This window comes from Streptomyces sp. NPDC107517, assembly GCF_055582645.1.
The window spans coordinates 294,506-317,538 of the sequence record NZ_JBVJPM010000007.1 but is presented as its reverse complement, the minus strand read 5'-3'; the positions used below and the strand labels follow the sequence as shown (position 1 = coordinate 317,538).

Sequence of the window (23,033 nt, the reverse complement as noted above, 5' to 3'; positions counted from 1 at the left end):
TACGTTGGTCGAGCAAGACCCGTACAAGACAAAGGAGTCGTAATGGCTGACAAGGGCGGCATGGACAAGGTCAAGGGCAAGGCCAAGGAGATGACCGGCAAGGCCACCGGTGATCGCCGCAAGGTGGCTTCGGGCCGCGCCGACCAGGCGAAGGGCGAGGCCAAGAAGACGATGGGTGAAGCCCACGACCGCGCCCGCGGAGTCCAGGACTCCCTGCACCGCAACGGCTCCTGACCCGAGCCTCGGAGGAGCCCCCGTGCGTGCTGCACGGGGGCTCCTCCCCTGCTGTCACGCGGTGCGGGCCAGCCGGAACCCGAGGTCGTCGATCGCGAACGTCGGGTGGCTGCGGCGTCGCACCGAGGCCCCGCAGCCGCGCTCCGACTCGGCCCAGCCACCGCCGCGGAAGATGCGGTAAGAGCCGTAGACCTCCTCGTCGTACAGGTCCCAGCACCACTCCCAGACGTTGCCCAGCATGTCGTGCAGCCCCCACGCGTTGGGGGACTTGCCGCCGACATCGCGGACTCCGCCGCCGGAGTTGCCGGCGTACCAGGCGATGTCGTCGATCGCCCCGTACCGGTAGCCCTCCGTGCCCGCCTTGCAGGCGTACTGCCACTCGGCCTCCGTCGGCAGCCGATAGCCGTCGGCGTTCCAGTCGCAGGTCACCTCACCGCTCTCCGCGTCGCGCGTGTAGGCAGGTGTCAGCCCGGAGCGCGTCGAGATGGCGTTGCAGATGCCGATCGTGTCGAGCCAGCTGACGTTCGTCACCGGTGAAACGCCGCTCGCGGCGGGAGCCGGGTCCGCTCCGGTGGCCGAGCGGAGGAGTTCCGCCGTCACGGGATGGCGGCCGAGCAGGAAGGGGGCGATGTCCGCCGTCCAGCGCGTGCCGCGCCGGTCGTCCCGTAGGTCGACGGTGCCACCGGGGATGCGCACCATCCCGCTGGAGACGGTCTCCCGTACGGCGTCGGTCGCGGGGTGCACCTCGTGAAGCCTCTCTGTCTCTGTGGAGATCATCCGTAGAAGTTGCGCTGCCAGCGGTGCCCGGCCAGCACGGCGAGCCGGTCCGCGGTCAGCGGCCGTCCGTCGCTCAGGGCCGTGTTGCGCTCGACGTTGCGGACGGTGCGCATACCGGGGATGACGGTGGAGACCGCGGGCGAACTCAGCACGAAGCGCAGCGCGTTCTCGGCGATCTCGTCGGGCGCGATGCCCAGGTCGGCGACGATGGCGGCGACCTTCCGCTCGACCTGCGCCGGCCGGTCGTCACGGAAGTAGCGCGCCCGGAAGTCGCCCTCGGGGAACGTCGCACCGGCGGTGATCCGCCCCGTGAGCCCTCCCTCGTCCAGCGCCACGCGGACGATGACCCCGACGCCGTGTTCTTCGCAGGCGGGCAGCAGTGCGTCGGCGGGTGCCTGGTCGAAGATGTTGTAGATGACCTGCACGGTGTCGACGGCGCCGCTGCGCACGAGGGCGAGGGCGTTGTCCGGCTGGTGATCGTTGATCGAGACGCCGAACAGGCGGATCTTCCCCTCCTTCTTCAGCTCCTCGACCGTCTGCAGCCAGTCGCCCCGGCCCACCCACTCGTCGCTCCAGACGTGGAACTGCACCACGTCGAAGTGGTCGAGGCCGCTGACCCGCAGGCTGGTCTCGACGCTCTCGCGTATGTGGGTGCCGGGAAACGCCTCACCGGGGTCGATGCCGTCGGGCGCGGGCCAGATCCTGTTCTTCGGCGGGACCTTGGTCGCCACCAGTACCTCGTCGCCGGTCCGCTCGCGCACGACCCGGCCCACGATCCGCTCGCTCTCGCCGTAGCCACGGGCGGTGTCGATGAAGTTCACCCCGAGGTCGACGGCACGGTGCAGGGCGCGTACGGACTCGTCCTCGGTGGCGCCCACCCACCCGGACGCACCGATGCCCCAGGCGCCGTAGCCGATCTCGGACACGGACATTCCGCTGCTGCCCAGCTCGCGGTAGCGCACTCTCAACCTCCACGTCGCGTTTCTTCCCCCGGGCCACATCGAAGTCGGAGCACCCGGAAGCGTTCCGACGATCCATACCCCCTTCAGGGGTCTCTCGTCCCCCGGTATGGACACTTTGCCTACGCAGGAAAGGTCACCGGTAGACTCGTTGGCTGATTCCTCCGGTGCCGGGGGCGTCGCCAGCCAAGGAAAGAGGGAAGTCTCGACGTGTGGGCCGCACAGCACGAAGCTCCGATCTACAGTCGGCTCATCCAGGAACGCGGCGACATCCCCGCCCAGGTCCGCGCCGTAGCCGAACAGACGCTGCGGGACCTGGAACGGGTGATGCCGGCGCCGCTGCCGCGTGCCATGCCGACGCAGCGGACGCAGGCGCCGGCGCTCAACGGCGGCGGCCTGGGCTCGCTGTAGCGCATGACGGGAGCCGGCGGCACGGGGAAGGTTTCCCGAGCCGCCGGCTCCCGTCTTGTTCCGTTCCCGATCAGCCTTGCTGCCTGGTTCCGTTGCCGATCGGCCTTGCTGCGTTCTCGATCAGCTCTTCGCGGCCAGGTCCTTGAGCGCGATGTTGAGTTCGAGGACGTTCACGCGGGGCTCGCCCATGAAGCCGGCGATGCGTCCTTCGGTGTGCTCGTCGACCAGTTTCTGCACCTGGGCGACGGAGAGGCCGTTCTTCTCCGCGACGCGGTGGACCTGGAGGTCGGCGTAGTCAGGGGAGATGTCCGGGTCCAGGCCGGAGCCGGAGGAGGTGACGGCGTCCGCCGGCACATCCGACTTCTTGACCTCGTACGTGGCCGTCGAGTTGTCCTTGATCACGGCCTTCTGCGCCGCCTGCACCTGGCCGATCAGGTCCTTGTTGTCACCGGACAGGTTGGTGGCACCGGACAGGATCAGCTTGTACTGGGTGTTGACGCTGTTCTCACCGAGTCCGTTGGAGGGGCGCGGCTGGAACCACTTCAGGTCGGGCTCCGCGGTCTCCTGGCCCTTCTTCAGCGGCAGGTCGTAGCGCTGCCCGATGAGAGAAGAACCGACCACCTTGCCCTCGGACTTGATCTCCGAGCCGTTGGCCTTGTCATGAAAGACGGCCTGGGCCACGCCGGTGACGGCGAGCGGGTAGATCACCCCGCACACGACGGTCAGGACGAGCAGGGCCCGCAGGCCCGCCCACAGCAACCGGCCGGTGTTCGTAACCGAGTTGTTCATGGTGATCAGCCGATCCCGGGGATGAGAGAGATGAGCATGTCGATGATCTTGATGCCGACGAACGGCGCGATCAGGCCGCCGAGCCCGTAGATCCCGAGGTTGCGGCGCAGCATCCGGTCCGCGCTCATCGGCCGGTAGCGGACTCCCTTCAGGGCGAGCGGTACGAGGGCGATGATGATGAGCGCGTTGAAGACGACCGCGGACAGAATCGCCGAGTCCGGCGAGGACAGCTGCATGATGTTCAGCTTGTCCAGGCCCGGGTAGACCGCCGCGAACAGCGCCGGGATGATCGCGAAGTACTTCGCGACGTCGTTGGCGATGGAGAACGTCGTCAACGCACCCCGGGTGATGAGGAGTTGCTTGCCGATCTCGACGATCTCGATGAGCTTGGTCGGGTTGGAGTCGAGGTCGACCATGTTGCCGGCCTCCTTGGCGGCCGACGTGCCCGTGTTCATCGCCACGCCGACATCGGCCTGGGCGAGGGCGGGGGCGTCGTTGGTGCCGTCGCCGGTCATCGCGACCAGCTTGCCGCCCGCCTGCTCGCGTTTGATGAGCGCCATCTTGTCCTCGGGAGTTGCCTCCGCGAGGAAGTCGTCGACGCCTGCCTCCTCGGCGATCGCCTTGGCCGTCAGCGGGTTGTCACCCGTGATCATGACGGTCTTGATGCCCATGCGGCGCAGCTCGTCGAACCGCTCCCGCATGCCCTCCTTGACGACGTCCTTGAGGTGAATGACGCCCAGGACCCGCGCGCCGTCGGCGTCCTCGACCGCCACGAGCAGCGGCGTGCCGCCCGCCTCCGAGATGGAGTCGGTGAGGATCTCCGCGTCCGGGGCGACCTGGCCGCCGTGCTCCCTGACCCAGGCGATGACCGAACCGGCGGCTCCCTTACGGGTCTTGCGGCCCTCGACGTCCACTCCCGACATCCGGGTCTGGGCGGTGAACGCAATCCATTCCGCGCCGGCCAGCTCGCCCTGGTGGCGTTCGCGCAGCCCGTACTTCTCCTTCGCGAGGACCACGATGGAGCGCCCCTCGGGGGTCTCGTCGGACAGCGAGGACAGCTGCGCGGCGTCGGCGAGTTCGGCCGCGGTGACGCCCTTGACGGGCGCGAACTCGGCGGCCTGCCGGTTGCCGAGCGTGATGGTGCCCGTCTTGTCGAGCAACAGGGTCGACACGTCGCCCGCGGCCTCGACCGCCCTGCCGGACATGGCGAGGACGTTGCGCTGGACGAGGCGGTCCATGCCCGCGATACCGATCGCGGAGAGCAGGGCGCCGATCGTCGTCGGGATGAGGCAGACGAGCAGGGCCACCAGCACGACCATGCTGAGGTGCTTGCCGGCGTAGTCCGCGAACGGCGGCAGGGTCACCACAGCGAGCAGGAACACGATGGTGAGGGACGCCAGGAGGATGTTGAGAGCGATCTCGTTGGGGGTCTTCTGGCGGGCCGCGCCCTCGACCAGATTGATCATCCGGTCGATGAAGGTCTCGCCGGGCTTGGTCGTGATCTTGATGACGATGCGGTCGGAGAGGACCTTCGTGCCGCCGGTGACGGCGCTGCGGTCGCCGCCCGACTCCCGGATGACGGGGGCCGATTCACCGGTGATGGCCGATTCGTCGACGCTCGCGACGCCCTCGACGACGTCACCGTCGCCGGGGATGATGTCGCCCGCCTCGCACACCACGAGGTCGCCGATGGTCAGCGCTGTGCCCGGCACCTGCTCCTCGCCGCTGCCGTCCTTGGCCAGACGGCGCGCGACGGTGTCCGTCTTGGCCTTGCGCAGCGTGTCCGCCTGCGCCTTGCCACGGCCCTCGGCCACCGCCTCCGCCAGGTTCGCGAAGATCACGGTGAGCCAGAGCCAGGCGCTGATCGTCCAGCCGAACCAGTCGGACGGGTCCTTGAAGGAGAACACCGTCGTCAGGACCGAGCCGACCAGCACCACGAACATCACGGGCGACTTGACCATGACGCGCGGGTCGAGCTTGCGGCAGGCGTCCGGCAGCGACTTCAGAAGCTGCTTGGGGTCGAACAGTCCTGCTCCGACCCGGCCTTCCTGTGCGTGCCCTGAGGGCACGTCGCTGTGCGGCGCCCGCGTGGGAGTGGCTGTGGACATGGCGTCCTCGTCGTTTTCTGTACGGGTCTTCGCTGTACGAGTGGTCATGACGCCAGGCCTTCCGCGAGCGGGCCGAGGGCCAGGGCCGGGAAGTACGTCAGACCGGTGATGATCAGGATCGTGCCGACGAGCAGCCCGGTGAACAGCGGCTTCTCGGTGCGCAGGGTGCCGGCCGTGGCGGGGACGGGCTTCTGCTCGGCGAGCGAGCCGGCCAGCGCCAGCACGAACACCATCGGCAGGAACCGGCCCAGCAGCATCGCGAGCCCGATCGTGGTGTTGAACCACTGCGTGTCCGCGCTCAGACCGGCGAACGCCGAACCGTTGTTGTTGGCGCCGGACGTGTACGCGTAAAGGATCTCGGAGAATCCGTGCGCGCCGGAGTTGAGCATCGAGTTCGGCGGCGTGGGCAGCGCCATCGCCGCCGCCGTGAAGATCAGGACCAGGGCCGGCGTGATGAGGATGTAGCAGGCCGCGAACTTGATCTCGCGGGTGCCGATCTTCTTGCCCAGGTACTCGGGCGTGCGGCCGACCATCAGGCCCGCGATGAACACCGCGATGATCGCCATGATCAGCATGCCGTAGAGACCGGAACCGGTGCCGCCGGGTGCGATCTCGCCGAGCTGCATGCCCAGCATCGTGATGCCGCCGCCGAACCCGGTGAACGAGGAATGGAACGAGTCCACCGCACCGGTCGACGTCAGCGTCGTCGACACCGCGAAGATCGACGAGGCACCGACGCCGAAGCGGTTCTCCTTGCCCTCCATCGCGCCGCCCGCGATGTCGAACGCCGGGCCGCCGTGGTGGAACTCCGTCCACATCATCAGCGCGACGAAGCCGACCCAGATCGTGGCCATCGTGGCGAGAATCGCGTAGCCCTGCTTGAGGGAGCCGACCATACGGCCGAAGGTGCGGGTGATCGCAAACGGGATGACGAGGATCAGGAAGATCTCGAAGAGGTTCGTGAAGCCGTTGGGGTTCTCGAAGGGGTGGGCGCTGTTGGCGTTGAAGTAGCCGCCGCCGTTGGTGCCCAGCTCCTTGATGGCCTCCTGCGAAGCGACCGCGCCGCCGTTCCACTGCTGCGAGCCGCCCATGAACTGGCCGACCTCGTGGATTCCGGAGAAGTTCTGGATCGCGCCGCACGCCACCAGGACGATCGCGCCGATCACCGAGATCGGGATCAGGATGCGTATCGTGCCGCGCACCAGGTCGGACCAGAAGTTGCCGAGCTCACCCGTGCGGGAGCGGGCGAAGCCCCGGACGAGGGCGACCGCGACGGCGATGCCGACGGCCGCGGAGACGAAGTTCTGCACGGCCAGACCCGCGGTCTGCACGACGTGGCCCATGGCCTGCTCGCCGTAGTACGACTGCCAGTTGGTGTTCGACACGAACGACGCGGCCGTGTTGAACGCCTGGTCCGGGTCGATGGAGCGGAAGCCGAGCGAACCCGGCAGGCTGCCCTGGAGCCGCTGCAACAGGTACAGGAACAGCACGCTCACCGCGGAGAAGGCCAGCACGCCGCGCAGATAGGCGGGCCAGCGCATCTCGGTGTTCGGGTTGGCGCCGATGCTCTTGTAGATCCACTTCTCGACACGCAGGTGCTTGTCGGAGGAGTAGACCCTGGCCATGTAGTCGCCCAGGGGGCGGTAGGCCAGGCCGAGCGCCACGGTCAGTGCGAGGAGCTGGAGCACACCAGCGAGTACGGGGCTCATATCGGTGCTCAGAACCTCTCCGGGTAGATGAGGGCGAGGACCAGATAGCCAAGGAGTGCGACGGCCACGATCAGGCCGACGATGTTTTCGGCAGTCACAGCTTTGCGACCCCCTTGGCGATGAGAGCCACCAGCGCGAAGACCGCGATCGTGGTGACGACGAAGGCCACGTCGGCCATCGTGAGCTCCTGAATGAGGTTCGGAATTGAACGGACGCTTAGAGGAAACCCCCGTTCAGGACCGAAATCGCCTGCCCTTGACGCCTCCCATACGGCGGGGTGCACGGCCTTGACGCGTCCCATACGCGTCTTCGCGCCAAGGTGACGTGGACCACCCCGGCGCGCCCGCGTTCCCGCAGTTCACAAGCCCCTGGGCCACCTCGTCGAGCGATACCCGGGCTTGCCCGTCCCGCGAACATCCGGCCCCTTCGGTACGGGCTGCTCCTCGGCGGCGGCCCAGGCCGGAACCCCGCCACCGCGGCGGTCACTTTTGGTCTAGACCTTGACAGGTTCAGACCATGTTCGCTTGAGTGACCGACACCCCCCATGGCGGCGCCGGGATCCCCCAACTCGCGCCGCACCGAAGGAGCGTTGGCATGATCAAACGCGTCACGAGCCTTGTCGCCACCCTGGCCGCGGTCAGCGCCGTGGTCGTCATCGGCCCGGCCACCACGGCATCGGCGGCCGAGTGCGCCGCCCCCTGGAACTCCTCGTCCGTCTACACCGGCGGCGGATCGGTCTCGTACAACGGGCACAACTGGAACGCCAAGTGGTGGACCCAGAACGAGACCCCCGGCACCTCCGACGTCTGGGCGGACCAGGGCGCCTGCGGCGGCGGCGAGACGGACCCGGGCGACCCGGATCCGTCCGGCTTCGTCGTCAGCGAGGCCCAGTTCAACCAGATGTTCCCGAACAGGAATCCGTTCTACACGTACAGCGGACTGACCGCCGCGCTCAGCGCCTACCCCGGCTTCGCGAACACCGGCAGCGACACGGTCAAGCGCCAGGAGGCCGCGGCGTTCCTGGCCAACGTCAGCCATGAGACCGGTGGTCTGGTGTACATCGTCGAGCAGAACACCGCCAACTACCCGCACTACTGCGACACCAGCCAGTCCTACGGCTGCCCGGCGGGCACCGCCGCGTACTACGGCCGCGGCCCGATCCAGCTCAGCTGGAACTTCAACTACAAGGCGGCGGGCGACGCGCTCGGCATCGACCTCCTCCACAACCCGTACCTGGTGGAGCAGGACGCGGCCGTGGCCTGGAAGACGGGCCTTTGGTACTGGAACACGCAGAACGGCCCCGGCACCATGACGCCGCACAACGCCATGGTGAACGGCGCCGGCTTCGGCGAGACGATCCGCTCCATCAACGGCAGCCTGGAGTGCAACGGCGGCAACCCCGGCCAGGTCCAGAGCCGCATCGACCGGTACAAGGCGTTCGTCCAGATCCTGGGCACCACACCGGGCGACAACCTGAGCTGCTGACGAACCACCGCGCATGACGTGACCCGCCGCCGGGCGGGCCTGGAACCCACCAGGTCCGCCCGGCGGAGTCGTCACGGGGGCGGCCGGGCGACAGATGACCGCACCAAACGATGGGACCGGCAGAGCAGTCGGGCCGGCCTGGTTGTCCGTTGAGCAGCTTGCCGACGTTCCCTGGGGACCAGTGGCTCCCGGGTCATCTTCCTGCCGGGCGCGGCGCTCCCGAGCCGGCTCTCGACCGCCTCGGCGTCCGGGAAGGCGACGAGCTCCGACCCGTCCGCCCCGCTGATCCCGCCACCCCCCGTCCATGGGGTGCAGCGCACTGCCGACGCGACGGCCATCAGTGCGAAATGTACAATTTTATAGCGGTCGCGCGCGAGTGTTCCATCTGCGAGGTGACGCCATGCACTGGACTGTGTCGAGGCATCGCAAGGCCGTACTGATCCCGGTGAGCGCTGCCGTCGCGTGCGTGACAGCTCTCGCGGGAGTTCCGGCGTTCGCGGACGACGGGGGCGACGCGTCGAAGCTGAGCGCGCAGCAGCTCGCGGAAGACGCGAAGAGGGAACTGCTCGACGCGAAGTCCCTCCATGTGCTCCTGAAGAACCACTCCACGGGACCCGCCGACGCCCAGTCCCCCGCGGTCCTCGATCTCGTCCTGGACCAGGACGGCAACTGCGCCGGATCCCTGAAGATGGGCACGGGCGGCGCCTATGGCGGCACCGTCGAACTCGTCAGACGCGGCGACGAGTTGTGGATGAAGCCCGACACCACGTTCTGGAAGTCCCAGGTCGAGGGCAGCGCGGGGGAGCTCGCGGCCCAGACGTTCAAAGGGCGCTATGTGCACGGCAATGCGAACGACGGCCTGCTCAGGAGCCTGGGCGACGCATGCGACCTGACCGCGTTCCAGGCCCAGCTGAACGGCGGCCCCTCCAGCGCGCCCCCGGTGAAGCTGACGAAGGGCAAGCAGACCAAGGTGGACGGCACGGACGTCGTGCCCGTGAGCGGCAAGAACGACGGCAGCGACGTCGTCCTGTTCATCACCGCGAAGGATCCTCACCGGCTCATACGTGCCACCCAGAAGAGCGGCGACCTGAACACGACGATGACGCTCACGGACTACAACCGGCCGGTGCCGACCGCGACTCCGTCGAAGCACGACTCGGTCGACGTGTCCAGGCTCCAGAACCTCTCCCCGGAGGCGACACCGCCGCAGGCCGTGGCGCCGGGTCGAGGCGTGTGGTGAACTGCCCGACCTGCTGAGCGAGTTGAGCGCACGCCCCTCGTGCAGGACGTCAGGTGCCGACACCGCCGAATCGGGCGTGGTCGGCCAGGACTTCGTCGATCACGCGGTGATTGACCGCGGCGCTTTCCGGGTCGGTGCCGAGTGACTGCGCCATGACCAACAGGGACTTCCACAGGGCCCAACCGCGCGCTCGGGCCCAGGTGCCGGCGTCCTGGGCGACCGTCCGGCGGAAGGCGTCACGGCTGTCTCCGGAGAACGTGCACCAGGCGATCACCAGATCGCAGGCGGGGTCGCCGACGCCCGACGTGCCGAAGTCGATGACGGCCGTGAGTTTGCCGTCGGCGACGAGCAGGTTGCCCGTGGCGATGTCGCCGTGGAACCACACCGGCGTCCCCTGCCACCGCGCCGCGAGCGCGGCCTCCCACACGGCGGCCGCCCGACCTGTGTCGACATGGCCCTCCAGCGCCGCGAGGCAACGCCGCGTCTCGTCGTCGTAATGGGTGAGCGACGCGCCCCGGTACCAGCTGTGTCTTCCGGCCGACGGTCCCCCGACGCTGTCGCAGCGTTGCAGCGCGAGGACGAACTCGGCGACCGAGACCGCGAACTGCGCCATGTCGTCGATGGGCCCGCGGGCCGCCGTCTCTCCGTCCAGCCAGCCGCGTACGGACCACGGGAAGGGGTACCCCTCGCCGGGCGCGCCCTTGGCCAGGACGGGCGGGACGGCTACGGGCAGTGACGGCGCGAGCCGTGGCAGCCACTCGTCCTCCTTGGCGACCGCGGGAACGTAGCCGGCCCCGGTGGGCAGGCGGGCCGTCATCGCGTCACCCAGGCGGTAGGTCCTGTTGTCCCAGCCGTCGACCTCCACCGGTGTCACGGGGAGGCCGCTCCACTGGGGGAACTGCGCGGCGATCAGACGTTCCACGAGTGCGGCGGTGATTCCGGCACGGCCGTCGGAAGGACTCGGTGTCGAAGCCATTCAGGGATCATCACGCCCGGAAGCCGCGCGGGGCAACGGAATAACCGGGCCTGCGGACCCGGCCGCGGCTACACCTCAAGGGCGATGGCTACGGCTACGGCCTGCGGCGCGGCTTCCCGCGCTTGGCGCCGCCCTTGGATCCGCCCTTGGGGCCGCCCTTCGCAGTGCCCTTCGGCCCGGGTTTGGTCCCGCCCTTGGCGCCGCCGCTGCGGGGGTTCTTCCCGCCGGCCGGCTTCTGCCGCGCCGTCCCGCTCTTGTCGGTGCGCGCCGTTTTGGGCTGCGGCGGGGTCGCCGTACGACCGCGTGTGCTGTTGACCGTCCGCCCGCGGACGATGCCGATGAACTCCTCCACCAGATCGGTGGTCTCGTCCTCCGGCCACGACAGCGCGACCCGGGACTCCGGGGCGTCGGTCACCGGACGGTAGGTGAGGTCCTTGCGGTGATACAGGCGGGCGAGCGACTGCGGGACCACCAGCACACCGATCCCGGCGGCCACCAGCTCGACGGCGTCCTCCGTCGTCTCCGGGCGCTCGAACGCGGGCTCGCCGGGAAGCTGCTCCCAGCCGAGGGTGTCGTCGAGGGGGTGCAGCACGGTCTCGTCGGCCAGATCGTCCAGGGACACCTCGTCGACCGCGGCCACGACGTGGTCCTTGGGGATCACGACCACGGTCGTCTCGGTGTAGAGGGGGATCGCGCTGAGCACGGTCCGGTCCACCGGCAGCCGTACGAGACCGGCGTCCGCCCCGCGATCCCGCAATACGTCGGATGCCTCGCTGGCGGACGTCGCGATGAGGGTCAGCGGAACGCCGGGCAGCCGCTCGTTCCAGATCCGCACCCACTTGGTGGGCGTCACTCCCGGGACATATGCGAGCCGGAACGAAGGGGATACTTCCGAGCCTGTCACTCCGCCAGGTTACCGGTCGTGGTCGGAGGTATCGCACACAGTCGATACCCTTGACACCATGACGTCGCACCAGACCACCCAGACCATGAAGCCCGCGACCGCGGCGAAGAAGCTGGGTGTGTACCTCGAGGCCACCCCCGCCGAGTTCCAGGAGGGTGTCGTCTCGCGCAGCGAGCTCAACGCGCTGCAGGCCGATCCGCCGGAGTGGCTCCAGGAGCTGCGCCGCAACGGCCCGCACCCCCGGCCCGTCGTCGCGTCCAAGCTCGGCATCTCCATCTCCGGTCTCGCCCGGGGCGGGATCACCGAGGCGCTCACCACCGAGCAGATCGAGGCCCTGAAGACCGAGAGCCCCGAGTGGCTCCAGCAGGAGCGTGAGACCCAGGCCGGGGTCCGCAAGGAAGCCATCCGCATCAAGGAGCGGAACGCGCAGCGCGCCGAGCAGTCCGGCGACCAGCGCTCCTGACCGCTCCCCCCGGCCGACCTCGCCGACCTCCCCTCGGGCCTGCCACGGCACGAACTCGATCCCGGGGAAGCGCGGGGACGGCCCGGAGGGGAGACGCTTGCCCCGGCCCCTCCAGTGAAAAGTGAAGGTCGAAGAAGGAGCCCGGACAAGCGTGTTCCCCGGCGGCTGCGCGGTCCGCGAGGATCGTCCCGCCGGCGACGGTCATGGCGTCGACCACCTCGGGCGGGAGCGCGAGCGCCCCGTCCAGCTCAGGTCCCGCGCAAGGCCCGCCGACACGACGGCCGACAGCTGACCGAACGGCGGGGCTGCTTCTTGCGCTCCGTCGATCAGCTCCCGAACGGTGGCCACACCTAGGCACGCTTCACGCGCCCTCGGGCCGGTCCACCGTCTCCGCCCCGTCAAGCGGGCTGCGCTCCAGGAATGCGGCCGCCGCGGGCACGGCCGTGCGCAGCCGCAGCAGTCCCGCCGCCGTCAGGGTGCGGCACACCGAGTCCTCCTCCGCCATGACGCGCTCGCCGAGCCGGGCGTGGAAGTCCGCAGGGGTGAGGGCCGCGCCCGGCCCGGCGGACCAGGTGCGGCCCGCGGGAGTGGGCCGCGAGCTGAGGGCGCACACGGCCAGGCGCCCCGACTCCACGTACCAGAGGACCACGGGCTCCGCGCGGGGCGGCTCGACGGTCTGCCCCGCGGACAGGGACATGGTGCCGAAGCAGTCTCGGACGGCCTGCGCGGCCTGCTCGCCGGCCCTTCCGAACAGGTCGCTGTCCGTCAGGGGAACAGGCGCGGACGGGGCGAGTCCGAGGCCGGTCAGGAGTTCGTCCTCGCAGGATTCGATGGCGCGGCCGAGGTCGGCGAACTCGTCCTTGGTGTGCGTCACGGGTCGGGCCGACGGGTCGGCGATCACCATGCGGATCCCGCGCTCGCGCAGGTCGTGGCCGAGGGCGCGCAGGAGGTCGGCCGCGACGGGTTCGATGCGGCCGACCCGGGCGAGGTCCAGGACGAACCAGCGGGCGGCCTTCGGGAGGTCGCGGGCCGCGCGCAGGGTCTGTTCTGCGGTGGCGAAGTCCAGGTCACCCTGGAGGACGTGGACGCGGATGCGGTCGGGGCGTTCGTCGAGCGCGGCGCGCTGGTCGCGGGGACGGTGGCGCAGTGAGCGCAGCGGGCCGGGGTCGAGGGAGCGGGGTGGCAGGGGGCGGCCGCTGCTGCCGGTGGCGCGCATGAGGTGCAGCCCGAACTGCTCCGACAGGAGGTGGCAGGCGGCGATGGCGCGGACGCTGTTGCCCTTCTCGTCCAGGGGCGGGCTGAACACTCCGATGCCGAACTGGCCGGGCAGCGCCACGCCGATCCCGCCCGAGACACCGCTCTTCGCCGGCAGGCCCACGCGCAGCATCCACTGCCCCGAGGCGTCGTACATCCCGCAGGTGGCCATGACGGCGAGGACGTGCTGGGCGTGCTGGGAGGAGACGACCCGTTCGCCGGTGAGCGGGTTCGTGCCGCCACCGGCCAGGGTCGCGTGCATCACGGCGAGGTCGTCGCAGGTCACGAGCACGGAGCACTGTCGGAAGTAGACCGCGAGCTGCTCCTCCACGTCGCCGGTGAGCGATCCCGCGTTGTGCATGAGGTAGGCGAGGGCGCGGTTGCGGTCACCGGTGGCGCGCTCGGAGGCGAACACCGCCTCGTCGACGGTCAGCTCCCGGCCCGCGAAGGCTCCCAGGCCGGCCAGGATGCGGGCGAAGCGCTCGTCGGGGTCGGCTCCCGCGACCAGTGAACTGGTCACGATGGCCCCGGCGTTGACCATCGGGTTGGGCGGGCGTCCGGTGCCGGGTTCGAGGCGGATCGAGCTGAACCCCTCACCGCTCGGCTCGGCGCCCACGCGCGCCAGGACGTCCTCCAGGCCCTGGTCCGCGAGTGCGAGCGCGAAGACGAAGGGCTTGGAGACGGACTGGACGGTGAAGGGCGCCTCGCTGTCGCCGCAGCTGTACACCTGCCCGTCGAGCGCACACAGGCTCAGTCCGAACAGGTCCGGGTCGGCCCTGCTCAGCTCCGGGATGTACGAGGCCGGCTCGCCGTCGGTGAGGTCGCGCAGCCGGATGCGGACGCGGTCCAGGAGCGCGGCGAGCGGATCGTCCGGCGGCTTGTTGTGCCTCACACCGCAATCGAACACCACGGCCGGGCGATGCGCCTTCCCAAGGGGGCAACGGGTGCCCGCGGTGCCCGGGTCAGATCCGGCTCCCGGACGCGGTGTCCGAGGACAGACGCTGGGCGAGGTAGATCGGGATGACGGACAGCAGGACCAGGACGGCGGCGACGACGTTGACGACGGGGGCCTGCTGCGGGCGCGCCATGTTCGAGAAGATCCAGACGGGCAGTGTCTGGATGCCGGGTCCGGCGGTGAAGGTCGTCACGACGATCTCGTCGAAGGAGAGGGCGAAGGCGAGCAGTCCGCCCGCCACCAGAGCGGAACGCACCAGCGGGAACGTGATGTCGAGATACGTGCGGAAGCTGTGCGCCCCGAGATCCATCGCGGCCTCTTCGTACGACCCCGGCATGCGCCGCAGCCGGGCGATGACGTTGTTGAAGACCACCACGATGCAGAACGTGGCGTGGCCGACGATGACGGTGAACAGGCCGAGGCCGACGCCGAGCGGTTCGAGGACCGTGCGGAAGGCGGTGTTGAGCGCGACGCCCGTGACGATGCCGGGCAGCGCGATCGGCAGGACGACGACGAAGGAGATGGCGTCGCGTCCGAAGAACTTGAAGCGCTGGCACGCGAAGGCGATGAGCGTGCCGAGGACGAGGGCGATCACGGTCGCGCCGAGCCCCGCCCTGACCGACGTCCACAGCGCGTCGCGGGCGCCGGAGCTGTGCCAGGCGTCGGCCCACCAGTCGAAGGTGAGCCCGGGCGGCGGCCAGCCCGAACTGCGATCCGGGTTGAGGGAGTTGACGAGGACCAGGAGCAGCGGCACGTAGATCACCGCGAAGCCGAGCGCGGCGGCGATGCGCAGGGTGATGCGCGCGGGGCGGGAGAGATTCATCCTGTCCTCCTTTGTGGATACCCCCTGCTTTAGCTGGGGGAGGAAACGAGGCTCCTGCGGAGCAGGGCAACGGGCTGCGATTCGACGCCAGGGCGGACCGCAGTGTTCTGACCCGCAGGTTTGGTTCTAACCAGTGGGCCCACTAGCTTGTGAGCGTGACCACGGGCCATGTGAAGCGGGCGTTCAAGTACCGCTTCCATCCGACGGATGCGCAGGCAGCGGAGCTGGCGCGCACCTTCGGGTGCGTGCGGAAGGTCTACAACCTGGCGCTCGCGGCCCGCACCGAAGCGTGGGCGCGGCAGGAGCGGGTGAACTACAACCAGACCTCGGCGATGCTGACAGTGTGGAAGAAGACCGAGGAACTGGCATTTCTCTGCGAAGTGTCGTCGGTTCCGCTCCAGCAGACGCTTCGGCACTTGCAGGTCGCTTTCACGAACTTCTTCGGTAAGCGCGCCAAGTACCCGCGTTTCAAATCCCGGAAGAAGTCCCGCAGGAGTGCCGAGTACACCACCAGCGGGTTCCGGTACCGAGACGGCCGGCTCACCTTGGCGAAGATGTCCGACCCGCTGGGCATCGTGTGGTCCCGTCCCCTTCCTGAGGGCGTGAGCCCGTCCACGGTGACCGTGTCGCAGGACGCGGCGGGACGCTGGTTCGTGTCCATGCTGTGCGACGACCCGGCCGTGAAGCCGCTGCCCGTGACCGATACGGCGGTCGGCATCGACGTGGGCCTGAACCACCTGCTGACGCTCTCCACCGGGGAGAAGATCGCCAATCCCCGGCACGAACGCCGCGACCGTATCCGTCTTGCTCTGGCACAGCGCCGACTGGCGAAGAAGGCCAAGGGAGATGGCGCCAACCGGGCCAGGGCCCGACGTAAGGTCGCCAAGGTCCACGCCCGGATTGCGGACCGTCGCCGTGACCATCTGCACAAGCTGACCACTCGACTCGTGCGTGGAAACCAAACGCTCGTGATCGAGGACCTGACCGTCCGCAACATGGTCAGGAATCACAGTCTGGCCCGCGCCATCAGTGATGCGGCGTGGTCGGACTTCCGGAGCATGCTGGAGTACAAAGCCGCCTGGTACGGGCGGGAAGTGGTCGCGGTAGACCGCTTCTTCCCCTCCTCCAAGCTGTGTTCCCACTGCGGCACCCTCGCATCGAAGATGCCTCTGCACGTCCGCGAGTGGGCGTGCTGCTGCGGTACGACCCATGACCGGGACGTGAACGCAGCACGCAACCTTCTGGCCGCCGGGCTGGCGGTGACAGTCTGTGGAGCTGGTGTAAGACCTCAACGGAGTTCTCCGGGCGGGCAGTCGGCGACGAAGCAGAAAACCCCACGGCGCGAGCCGTAGGAAACCCCCCTCGGTCACGAGGGGGAAGATGTCAACGGAGGGACCTTCGCTGTCTGTGCGTGATCCGGAGGGTCGGCGGGCGGGCGGCGGCACGGGACATCAAGGGTTTCGGAGGCGCCAGAGGGGCCTCCGGGCGTCACAGGCTGCTGAGGGCTCCGGTGCGGCGCACCGCGAGCAGATAGAGCACGATGATCACCACGGGCACGGTGCCGAGCGCCGCGGCGAGCGGCAGGTCGAGGGTGATGTTGGAGTAGATGAGGTTGCCGATCAGCTGGGTCTTGCCGCCGACGATCTGTACGGCGATGTAGTCGCCGAGGCTGAGCGAGAAAGTGAAGACCGAGCCGGCCGCGACGGACGGCAGGATCATCGGCAGGACCACGGAGCGGAAGGTGCGGCCCGTGCGGGCGCCGAGGTCGGCGGAGGCGTCGAGGAGGCTGTCCGGGAGCTGTTCGAGGCCGGCGTGGATCGGAAGGATCATGTACGGCAGCCACAGGTAGGTCAGGACGAGGACGGTGGCGGTGAGGCCGTAACCCGGACCCTTGATGCCGAGCGGCCCCAACACCCAGTCCAGCAGGCCGCCTTGGGCGAGGATGAGCCGCCAGGCGTACGCCTTGACGAGGTAGCTCGCCCACAGCGGGGTGAGGATGGCGACGACGAGGAGCGGCCGCCACCGGGGGTTCGCGATGCGGGCCGTGTAGAACGCGATGGGGAACGCGATGAGCACGCACAGCGCGGTGACCGCGAGGGCGACGCCGACGCTGCGCAGGGCGACCTGCCGGTAGACGTCGGTGGTGAACAGCGCGGTGAAGTTGTCCGTGTTCCAGATCTTCACGACGTTCGAGGTGAAGGAGTCCGTGGTCCAGAACGCGGACAGGAACAGGACGGTGAGCGAGCCCAGATAGGCCAGGACGAGCCAGGCCAGTGGTGCGGAGAGCAGCAGGGACAGCTGCAGCCGGGGGCGGCGGTACAGGGCCCCGGCGAGCCGCCGGACGGGTCCGGCGGCAGGCGCGGTGTCGGTCATGGGCGGCAGGTCCTAGCCCTTGATCTCGGTCCAGGCCTGGACCCACTTGGCGTACGGGACGCACTTGGTGTCTGTGCGGCCGTCGATGCACTGGGCGATGGGCGTGGTCCAGAAGTGGACGTTCTTCCAGTAGGCCTCGTCGGCCGCGTGGTAGGTGGCGCAGTGGTTCTTGTCGGCCGTCAGGTCACAGGCCTTCGCGTTGGCCGGCGCCTCGCCGAAGTACTCGGCGACCTGGGCGTTGACCTTGGACGAGATGATCCAGTCCATCCACTTGTAGGCGCAGTTGGGGTGCTTGGCCTTGGCGGAGAGCATCCAGGTGTCGGACCAGCCGGTGGCGCCCTCCTTGGGCAGGACGCCCTTCACGGGGACCTTCTCCGCCTGGGCGGTGTTGAGGATCACCTGCCAGCTGGTGCCGACGACGGAGTCGCCGCTCTTGAAGGCGGAGACCTCCTTGAGGTAGTCGCTCCAGTACTCGCCGACATTGGAGTTCTGCGCCTTGAGCAGGGCGACGGCCGCGTCGAACTGCTTCTGGTCCAGGGCGTACGGGTCCTTGATGCCGAGGGACGGCTTGGACTTCATCAGGTACAGGGCGGCGTCCGCGAGGTAGATCGGCGAGTCGTACGCGGTGACCTTCCCCTTGTGGGCGGAGGCCTTGTCGAAGACCGCGGACCAGGAGTCGGGCGCCGGCGAGACCTTCTTCGTGTTGTACATCAGGAGGTTGGCGCCGCGGCCGTGCGGGATGCCGTAGGCGACCCCCTTGACCGAGTTCCACTGCTGGTTCTTCAGCCCGGCGAAGACGTCCTTGTAGTTGGGCACCAGCTTGGTGTTCACGGGGGCCGCGTCGCCCGAGGCGATCAGCCGGAGCGACGCGTCGCCGGAGGCCGAGACCGCGTCGTACTGGCCGGTCTTCATCAGGTTGACCATCTCGTCGGACGTGCCCGCGGTCTTGGTGTTGACCTGGCAGCCGGTCTGCTTCTCGAAGTCGGTGACCCAGTCGACCTTCGGGTCGTTCGAGCCGTCCTCGGCGTAGCCGGCCCAGGCGATCAGGTTGACCTGCCCCTCCGACTTGCCGAGGGTCTTCTGCGCGGAGAGCTTCGGCGGGGTGAAGTCGCTGCCGCCGGGCGAGGATCCGGCGGTGTCCGAGGAACCGCAGGCGGAGGCGAGGAGCAGGGCGCCGAGCGCGGCCACCGCTCGGGACGTTCGGGTCAGTCGCACGGGGATCTCCACGGGGAGGGGACGGGCGGGCAGGCGGTGACGGTCGTACGGGGTCTGCGGCGACGCGGGCATGGCGTGTGCGTCTGCGTATGTGCGTGCGTGCGTCAGGAGCGTGGCGGGACTGGGGTCAACTCTCTTCGGGCACCTGGAAGTTGTGCCGCCGGTGCCACTGGAGTCTGACCCGGGAGCCGCGCAGGGCGACCACGTCCTCGGACGAGGTCTCCAGGTTCTGCTGGAGGGCGGTGAGCCGGCCGCCGGCGTCGAGGTCGACGAGGAACCGGGTCGCGTCGCCCAGATAGACGACCTCCGCGACGGTGCCGGTCGCGCTCGCGTGCTCCGGCTCGGCGGCGGCGGACTCCTTGAGCACGTGGATCTTCTCCGGGCGGATGCTGTACGTCGCCCGGTCACCCACGACCTGCTCCGCCGCGTCGCCGGACAGGAGGTTCGAGGTGCCGACGAAGCCCGCGACGAAGGGGGTGGCAGGACGCTCGTATATCTGGGCGGGGGTGCCGACCTGTTCGACGCGGCCCTGGTTGAAGACCGCGATGCGGTCGCTCATCGTCAGCGCCTCCTCCTGGTCGTGCGTCACGAAGACGAACGTGATGCCGATCTCCCGTTGGATCGCCTTGAGTTCGACCTGCATCTGCTCACGGAGCTTGAGGTCGAGGGCGCCCAGGGGCTCATCGAGGAGCAACACCTTCGGGCGGCCCACGAGGGCGCGGGCCAGGGCCACGCGCTGACGCTGGCCGCCGGACAGCTGGGAGGGCCGGCGCCCGCCGAAGCCTTCGAGCTGCACGCTCGCCAGCGCCTCCCGGGCCCGCGCGAGGCGCTCGGCCTTGGGCACCTTGCGGACCTTGAGGCTGTAGGCGACGTTCTGCTCCAGGGTCATGTGCGGGAACAGGGCGTAGTCCTGGAACACGGTGTGCACGTCACGCTCGAAGGGGGCCCGGCGGGTGACGTCGGCGCCCGCGAGCTCGATGGTTCCGGCGGTCGGAGCCTCGAAGCCCGCGATCATCCGGAGCACCGTGGTCTTGCCCGAGCCGGACGGCCCCAGCATCGAGAAGAACTCGCCGTCCGCGATCTCCAGGTCGACCCCGGCCACGGCCTCCGTCCTGCCGAAGGACTTGCGCAGGCTCTGCAGCCGGATGGCCATTCCCTCCATGGGCGGGAACCTTTCTGGTGCTGTCGGGAGTTAGCCGTAAACATATGAAGCCATAGTTCTAATTTCAAGGCCCCGCTAAGGTAAAGGCTGTGCCAAGTGGCAAGGTGGTGACCGTGAACCGAGACAAAACCGGCGTCCGAAGAGCCGTCTTCACACCCGTCGACACACTCGCCCGGGTGGACGCCGTGGTGCGGCGGCTCGGTGACGCCATCGACCTCGGGCTGCTCGCCGACGGTGAACAGCTGCCCGGCGAGAGCGACCTCGCCGCCCAGCTCGGCGTCTCCACCGTGACCCTGCGCGAGGCCCTCATGGCGCTGCGGCAGCGCGGCCTGGTCACCACCCGCAGGGGCCGCGGCGGCGGCAGCTTCGTCACCGTCCCCGACGGCCCCGCCGAGGACCGGCTCCTCGCCCGCCTCGCCGACTGGAGCACCGAGGAACTGCGCGATCTCGCCGACCACTGGGCCGCCGTCTCCGGCGCCGCCGCCCGCCTGGCGGCCCGGCGCACGGAGCCCGCCGATCTGCGGCAACTGCAGAGGTCTTTGGGAGAGTTGATGGACGCCAAGGACTCGGGGGCCCGCAGCCGCATCTACGGTCGCTTCCATGTCGAGCTGGCCGCCGCCGCCCAGTCCGCCCGCCTGACCAGGGAAGAAGTCACTCTGCAGACCGAAGTCGGGGCGCTGCTGCGACTGGTGCTGCACGACGACGACCTCCTCGCGGACGCCGCGGACCGTCACCGCGCCGTGATCTCGGCCGTGCATGATGGGGCGGACGACCGCGCCAGGGCCCTGGCCGAAGAATGCGTGCAGACCTCCATGGCGCGCCTGATCGAACTCCGCCTCGGCCCGGCCGGCGGCGCGAGCGGTCCTGGTCCGAAGGAGGCCCCCGATGGGCAGCAACCCCCGTCCCGCACAGGCCGGATCGGCGCTGCTTGACGACCTGTCGGCAGCCGACGCGGCCGCCCGCGTCCGCGACGCACTCGAAGGGGTCTTCGACGCCGTCGGCGCCACCGCCGCGGACATCGAGTCGGTGCTCTCCTCCGTCGCCGCCGAGGGCCGCCGCCCGGCCACGGACGACCTGACCGCGCTGCGCCCCGGACTGCACACCCGGCTCGACCGCTACGACCTGGTCTCGGGGATCGGCTTCGTCGCTGTGCCCGGCCTCCTCGACGACGTACCCGCGTGGCTGGAGTGGTGGCAGCGGACCGCGGACGGATCCGTGCAGCCGCTGCTGCTCGACCTGGACCCGCAGCGCTCGGCGTACTCGGACTACACCCACTGGGACTGGTTCACGCTGCCCCGCGACACCGGACAGCGTGCGGTCGCGGGCCCCTACGTCGACTACCTCTGCTCCGACGAGTACAGCCTCACGCTGTCCGCGCCCGTGACGGTCGGAGGGCACTTCATGGGGGTGGCCGCGGCCGATGTCTACCTGCGCCGCTTCGAGTCCGTCGTCATGCCGCTGCTCCAGCGCCTCCCGGGGCCCGCCCGCCTGGTGAACGCGCGCGGCCGCGTCGCCGCCTCGACGGACCCCCGCCACCTCGTCGGCTCACTCACCAAGGGCCCCGACCTCGCGGCGGTCCTGGCCGGACCGGCACAGGGCACGGACCACGACGAGCTGCGCCTGCTGCCGTGCGACGGCGTCCCGTTGATCCTGGCCACGGCGCCTCCGACGTCCGCCACCAGGCGGTCGTAGACCTGCTCCGGACCCCTCAGGCGCCACCCGGCGCACGCACCGCCGCCGCCGCGACCGCGCTGTACGCGCGACCGTCCACCACGTACTCGCCCAAGGGCCGCATACCGAACCCGTCCACGTGCACGCGCCAGGAGGGCCGGTTCGTGGACTCGATGAACGCGACCACCGCGTCGGCCCGCGCCGCGGCCGCCTCGACGGCCATGGTGAACAGGCCACGCGCCACCCCGCGCCCCCGGTAGGCGGCGTCGACGACCACGGGACCGTAGAGCAGCCAGCGCACCTCGCTCAGCGGACGGCCCTCCCAGCGCAGCGAGTCCTGCGCGGCGAGGAGCCCTGCGACCGGTGGCGGTGGTGCGGGCAGTTCGTCGGGGCCGGAGAGGGCGAGGAGACCCGCCACCCGACCGTCGTCGTCGGCGACCAGCAGCGTTCCGGCGGCGGCCATGACGCGGAGTGCGGCGGCGTCGAAACCCCCTTGTACGAAGCCCTGTTCCTCCCGCTGCTGTTCCGTCAGGGCGTCGCGGCGGTTGGCGGCGAACAGCGCGGCCATGGCGGGAGCGTCGGCCTCGGTAGCCCAGCGATACATCATGAAACCGATCCTGACACGGCAGGAGCGGCACGCAGGTCACGCACGGCACGCACGGCGGCGGCTATCCCAGGAACGAGGCCACCGTCTCCGTGAAGCGATCGGGGTCGTCGACCCACGGGAAGTGGCCCGCGCCTTCCTGGACGATCAGCTGGGCGTGCGGGAACAGCTCCGCGACGGCGGCGGCGACCCGGGGCAGCGGGCCGCCGTCCCGCTCGCCCGCCAGGACCAGGACCCGCGCGTCCCACCCGGTCAGGGCGGCGCGGGCCGCGGCGGGGTCGAAGGATCCGGGGGACGCGTAGACATCCGCCGCCTCCTCGTTGGTCTGGTCGACCTCGCCGGCGGCGTGCGCCTCGGCGGCCGCGTCCCAGCGCCCGTAGAAGAACGGGACGGCCGCGTCGAAGTCCTCGTCGGTCGCGGTGCCGTCCCAGACGCGTCCGAACGCGTCGCGTGCGCGGAGGAACCAGGGTTCGTCCGCGCGCAGGTCGGCCGCTTCGAGTCGCTGCTCCGTGGTGAAGCCGACACCGAGGGCGCGTGCGCGGGCGGTGACCAACGTGAGGGTGCGGACCCGCTCGGGATATCCGGCGGCGTAGAGCAGCGCGAGGTCTCCGGCAGCCGAGTGCGCGAGCAGATCGACGTTCTCCAGGCCGAGTTGGACGCGGAGCGCCTCGACGTCGTCGACCTGCCGGTCGCAGCGGTACGTGGACGGGTCCGCCGGGACGCCTGAGTCGCCGGTGCCGCGCAGGTCCAGCAGGACGAGGCGGCGCCGCTTCGCAAGCCCGCCGAGGTCGCCGAGGTAGGCGGAGGCGCGCATGGGCCCGCCGGGCAGGCAGATCAAGGGCTCACCCTCCCCCACGACGTGGTAGGCGAGCCGGGTGCCGTCGGGTGCGGTGAAGGCGGGCATGGCGTCATCCTCGGGTC

At 69.7% G+C, this 23,033-nt stretch carries 24 protein-coding genes; 8 read left to right on the top strand and 16 right to left on the bottom strand.

Features of this window, described 5'->3' with window-relative positions:
• The first annotated feature begins 42 nt into the window (after positions 1-42).
• On the top strand, positions 43-234 hold the full coding sequence (locus ACZ67T_RS19440) for a CsbD family protein (protein ID WP_469985451.1): 192 nt from the start codon (positions 43-45) through the stop codon (positions 232-234).
• Between the two features lie 54 nt (positions 235-288).
• On the opposite strand, the gene ACZ67T_RS19435 is transcribed toward ACZ67T_RS19440, so the two are convergent.
• Positions 289-933, bottom strand: a complete 645-nt coding sequence (locus tag ACZ67T_RS19435; RefSeq protein ID WP_469985533.1) for a formylglycine-generating enzyme family protein — start codon at positions 931-933, stop codon at positions 289-291.
• 74 nt (positions 934-1,007) lie between these two features.
• The gene (locus ACZ67T_RS19430) at positions 1,008-1,973 is read right to left on the bottom strand and encodes an aldo/keto reductase (protein ID WP_469985449.1); all 966 of its coding nucleotides are present in this window, start codon (positions 1,971-1,973) and stop codon (positions 1,008-1,010) included.
• Between the two features lie 207 nt (positions 1,974-2,180).
• Between ACZ67T_RS19430 and ACZ67T_RS19425 the strand changes: the two genes are divergently transcribed.
• Positions 2,181-2,381, top strand: a complete 201-nt coding sequence (locus tag ACZ67T_RS19425) for a hypothetical protein (protein WP_469985447.1) — start codon at positions 2,181-2,183, stop codon at positions 2,379-2,381.
• Between the two features lie 120 nt (positions 2,382-2,501).
• Here ACZ67T_RS19425 and ACZ67T_RS19420 read toward each other — a convergent pair whose 3' ends face one another.
• Genes ACZ67T_RS19420 through ACZ67T_RS19400 form a run of 5 tightly spaced genes read right to left on the bottom strand, consistent with a single transcriptional unit; the run spans position 2,502 to position 7,288 of the window.
• The gene (locus ACZ67T_RS19420) at positions 2,502-3,170 is read right to left on the bottom strand and encodes a potassium-transporting ATPase subunit C (RefSeq protein ID WP_469985445.1); all 669 of its coding nucleotides are present in this window, start codon (positions 3,168-3,170) and stop codon (positions 2,502-2,504) included.
• A 5-nt stretch (positions 3,171-3,175) separates the two neighbouring features.
• Entirely contained in the window at positions 3,176-5,326 is a 2,151-nt protein-coding gene (gene kdpB / locus ACZ67T_RS19415) for a potassium-transporting ATPase subunit KdpB (protein ID WP_469985444.1), read from the bottom strand.
• Positions 5,323-6,987, bottom strand: coding sequence for a potassium-transporting ATPase subunit KdpA (kdpA, locus tag ACZ67T_RS19410; RefSeq protein WP_469985442.1), 1,665 nt, complete (start codon positions 6,985-6,987; stop codon positions 5,323-5,325). Before kdpA ends, kdpB begins: the two co-directional genes overlap by 4 nt.
• 8 nt (positions 6,988-6,995) lie before the next feature.
• A complete protein-coding gene (gene kdpF, locus ACZ67T_RS19405; RefSeq protein ID WP_018536030.1) occupies positions 6,996-7,085 on the bottom strand; it encodes a K(+)-transporting ATPase subunit F in 90 nt (29 codons plus the stop codon).
• Positions 7,082-7,288, bottom strand: coding sequence for a hypothetical protein (locus ACZ67T_RS19400; RefSeq protein WP_469985441.1), 207 nt, complete (start codon positions 7,286-7,288; stop codon positions 7,082-7,084). Before ACZ67T_RS19400 ends, kdpF begins: the two co-directional genes overlap by 4 nt.
• A 293-nt stretch (positions 7,289-7,581) precedes the next feature.
• Here ACZ67T_RS19400 and ACZ67T_RS19395 point away from each other — a divergent pair, with 293 nt between their 5' ends.
• Together ACZ67T_RS19395 and ACZ67T_RS19390 are read left to right on the top strand one after the other, a co-directional pair.
• Positions 7,582-8,472, top strand: a complete 891-nt coding sequence (locus ACZ67T_RS19395; RefSeq protein WP_469985439.1) for a glycoside hydrolase family 19 protein — start codon at positions 7,582-7,584, stop codon at positions 8,470-8,472.
• 400 nt (positions 8,473-8,872) lie between these two features.
• Positions 8,873-9,712, top strand: a complete 840-nt coding sequence (locus ACZ67T_RS19390; protein ID WP_469985437.1) for a LolA-like protein — start codon at positions 8,873-8,875, stop codon at positions 9,710-9,712.
• Between the two features lie 49 nt (positions 9,713-9,761).
• Here ACZ67T_RS19390 and ACZ67T_RS19385 read toward each other — a convergent pair whose 3' ends face one another.
• Together ACZ67T_RS19385 and ACZ67T_RS19380 are read right to left on the bottom strand one after the other, a co-directional pair.
• Positions 9,762-10,688, bottom strand: coding sequence for an aminoglycoside phosphotransferase family protein (locus ACZ67T_RS19385; RefSeq protein WP_469985436.1), 927 nt, complete (start codon positions 10,686-10,688; stop codon positions 9,762-9,764).
• A 94-nt stretch (positions 10,689-10,782) separates the two neighbouring features.
• The gene (locus tag ACZ67T_RS19380; protein ID WP_469985435.1) at positions 10,783-11,592 is read right to left on the bottom strand and encodes a LysR family substrate-binding domain-containing protein; all 810 of its coding nucleotides are present in this window, start codon (positions 11,590-11,592) and stop codon (positions 10,783-10,785) included.
• A 58-nt stretch (positions 11,593-11,650) separates the two neighbouring features.
• On the opposite strand from ACZ67T_RS19380, the gene ACZ67T_RS19375 reads away from it, so the two are divergent.
• Entirely contained in the window at positions 11,651-12,055 is a 405-nt protein-coding gene (locus tag ACZ67T_RS19375; protein ID WP_469985434.1) for a DUF5997 family protein, read from the top strand.
• 361 nt (positions 12,056-12,416) lie between these two features.
• Here ACZ67T_RS19375 and glsA read toward each other — a convergent pair whose 3' ends face one another.
• On the bottom strand, positions 12,417-14,201 hold the full coding sequence (gene glsA, locus ACZ67T_RS19370; protein WP_469985432.1) for a glutaminase A: 1,785 nt from the start codon (positions 14,199-14,201) through the stop codon (positions 12,417-12,419).
• Between the two features lie 70 nt (positions 14,202-14,271).
• Positions 14,272-15,087, bottom strand: a complete 816-nt coding sequence (locus ACZ67T_RS19365; RefSeq protein ID WP_469985431.1) for an ABC transporter permease — start codon at positions 15,085-15,087, stop codon at positions 14,272-14,274.
• Between the two features lie 149 nt (positions 15,088-15,236).
• Here ACZ67T_RS19365 and ACZ67T_RS19360 point away from each other — a divergent pair, with 149 nt between their 5' ends.
• Positions 15,237-16,439: an RNA-guided endonuclease InsQ/TnpB family protein gene (locus ACZ67T_RS19360; RefSeq protein WP_469985430.1), complete on the top strand. Its 1,203-nt coding sequence runs from the start codon at positions 15,237-15,239 to the stop codon at positions 16,437-16,439.
• 136 nt (positions 16,440-16,575) lie between these two features.
• Here ACZ67T_RS19360 and ACZ67T_RS19355 read toward each other — a convergent pair whose 3' ends face one another.
• The 3 genes from ACZ67T_RS19355 to ACZ67T_RS19345 all read right to left on the bottom strand — a co-directional run bounded on the left by ACZ67T_RS19355 (position 16,576) and on the right by ACZ67T_RS19345 (position 19,837).
• Positions 16,576-17,460: an ABC transporter permease gene (locus ACZ67T_RS19355; protein ID WP_329578382.1), complete on the bottom strand. Its 885-nt coding sequence runs from the start codon at positions 17,458-17,460 to the stop codon at positions 16,576-16,578.
• A gap of 12 nt (positions 17,461-17,472) precedes the next feature.
• On the bottom strand, positions 17,473-18,675 hold the full coding sequence (locus tag ACZ67T_RS19350) for an ABC transporter substrate-binding protein (protein ID WP_469985429.1): 1,203 nt from the start codon (positions 18,673-18,675) through the stop codon (positions 17,473-17,475).
• 127 nt (positions 18,676-18,802) lie between these two features.
• Positions 18,803-19,837, bottom strand: coding sequence for an ABC transporter ATP-binding protein (locus tag ACZ67T_RS19345; RefSeq protein WP_469985428.1), 1,035 nt, complete (start codon positions 19,835-19,837; stop codon positions 18,803-18,805).
• Between the two features lie 107 nt (positions 19,838-19,944).
• On the opposite strand from ACZ67T_RS19345, the gene ACZ67T_RS19340 reads away from it, so the two are divergent.
• Together ACZ67T_RS19340 and ACZ67T_RS19335 are read left to right on the top strand one after the other, a co-directional pair.
• The gene (locus ACZ67T_RS19340; protein WP_469985531.1) at positions 19,945-20,769 is read left to right on the top strand and encodes a FadR/GntR family transcriptional regulator; all 825 of its coding nucleotides are present in this window, start codon (positions 19,945-19,947) and stop codon (positions 20,767-20,769) included.
• Entirely contained in the window at positions 20,723-21,529 is an 807-nt protein-coding gene (locus ACZ67T_RS19335; protein WP_469985426.1) for a cache domain-containing protein, read from the top strand. Before ACZ67T_RS19340 ends, ACZ67T_RS19335 begins: the two co-directional genes overlap by 47 nt.
• 16 nt (positions 21,530-21,545) lie before the next feature.
• Here ACZ67T_RS19335 and ACZ67T_RS19330 read toward each other — a convergent pair whose 3' ends face one another.
• Positions 21,546-22,115: a GNAT family N-acetyltransferase gene (locus ACZ67T_RS19330; protein WP_469985425.1), complete on the bottom strand. Its 570-nt coding sequence runs from the start codon at positions 22,113-22,115 to the stop codon at positions 21,546-21,548.
• 61 nt (positions 22,116-22,176) lie between these two features.
• Positions 22,177-23,016 carry an alpha/beta fold hydrolase gene (locus ACZ67T_RS19325; protein WP_469985424.1) on the bottom strand — a complete coding sequence of 280 codons (840 nt, stop codon included), beginning with the start codon at positions 23,014-23,016 and terminating at the stop codon, positions 22,177-22,179.
• Between the last annotated feature and the right edge of the window lie 17 nt (positions 23,017-23,033).

What these genes read in the sequence shown, in the direction of transcription:
- ACZ67T_RS19440 (WP_469985451.1), top strand. Translation starts at nt 43, where the DNA reads ATGGCTGACAAGGGCGGCATGGACAAGGTCAAGGGCAAGGCCAAGGAG.
- ACZ67T_RS19435 (WP_469985533.1), bottom strand. Translation starts at nt 933, where the DNA reads ATGGTGCGCATCCCCGGTGGCACCGTCGACCTACGGGACGACCGGCGC.
- ACZ67T_RS19420 (WP_469985445.1), bottom strand. Translation starts at nt 3,170, where the DNA reads ATGAACAACTCGGTTACGAACACCGGCCGGTTGCTGTGGGCGGGCCTG.
- kdpB (WP_469985444.1), bottom strand. Translation starts at nt 5,326, where the DNA reads ATGACCACTCGTACAGCGAAGACCCGTACAGAAAACGACGAGGACGCC.
- kdpA (WP_469985442.1), bottom strand. Translation starts at nt 6,987, where the DNA reads ATGAGCCCCGTACTCGCTGGTGTGCTCCAGCTCCTCGCACTGACCGTG.
- ACZ67T_RS19400 (WP_469985441.1), bottom strand. Translation starts at nt 7,288, where the DNA reads ATGGGACGCGTCAAGGCCGTGCACCCCGCCGTATGGGAGGCGTCAAGG.
- ACZ67T_RS19395 (WP_469985439.1), top strand. Translation starts at nt 7,582, where the DNA reads ATGATCAAACGCGTCACGAGCCTTGTCGCCACCCTGGCCGCGGTCAGC.
- ACZ67T_RS19390 (WP_469985437.1), top strand. Translation starts at nt 8,873, where the DNA reads ATGCACTGGACTGTGTCGAGGCATCGCAAGGCCGTACTGATCCCGGTG.
- ACZ67T_RS19385 (WP_469985436.1), bottom strand. Translation starts at nt 10,688, where the DNA reads ATGGCTTCGACACCGAGTCCTTCCGACGGCCGTGCCGGAATCACCGCC.
- ACZ67T_RS19375 (WP_469985434.1), top strand. Translation starts at nt 11,651, where the DNA reads ATGACGTCGCACCAGACCACCCAGACCATGAAGCCCGCGACCGCGGCG.
- ACZ67T_RS19365 (WP_469985431.1), bottom strand. Translation starts at nt 15,087, where the DNA reads ATGAATCTCTCCCGCCCCGCGCGCATCACCCTGCGCATCGCCGCCGCG.
- ACZ67T_RS19355 (WP_329578382.1), bottom strand. Translation starts at nt 17,460, where the DNA reads ATGACCGACACCGCGCCTGCCGCCGGACCCGTCCGGCGGCTCGCCGGG.
- ACZ67T_RS19345 (WP_469985428.1), bottom strand. Translation starts at nt 19,837, where the DNA reads ATGGAGGGAATGGCCATCCGGCTGCAGAGCCTGCGCAAGTCCTTCGGC.
- ACZ67T_RS19335 (WP_469985426.1), top strand. Translation starts at nt 20,723, where the DNA reads ATGGGCAGCAACCCCCGTCCCGCACAGGCCGGATCGGCGCTGCTTGAC.
- ACZ67T_RS19330 (WP_469985425.1), bottom strand. Translation starts at nt 22,115, where the DNA reads ATGATGTATCGCTGGGCTACCGAGGCCGACGCTCCCGCCATGGCCGCG.
- ACZ67T_RS19325 (WP_469985424.1), bottom strand. Translation starts at nt 23,016, where the DNA reads ATGCCCGCCTTCACCGCACCCGACGGCACCCGGCTCGCCTACCACGTC.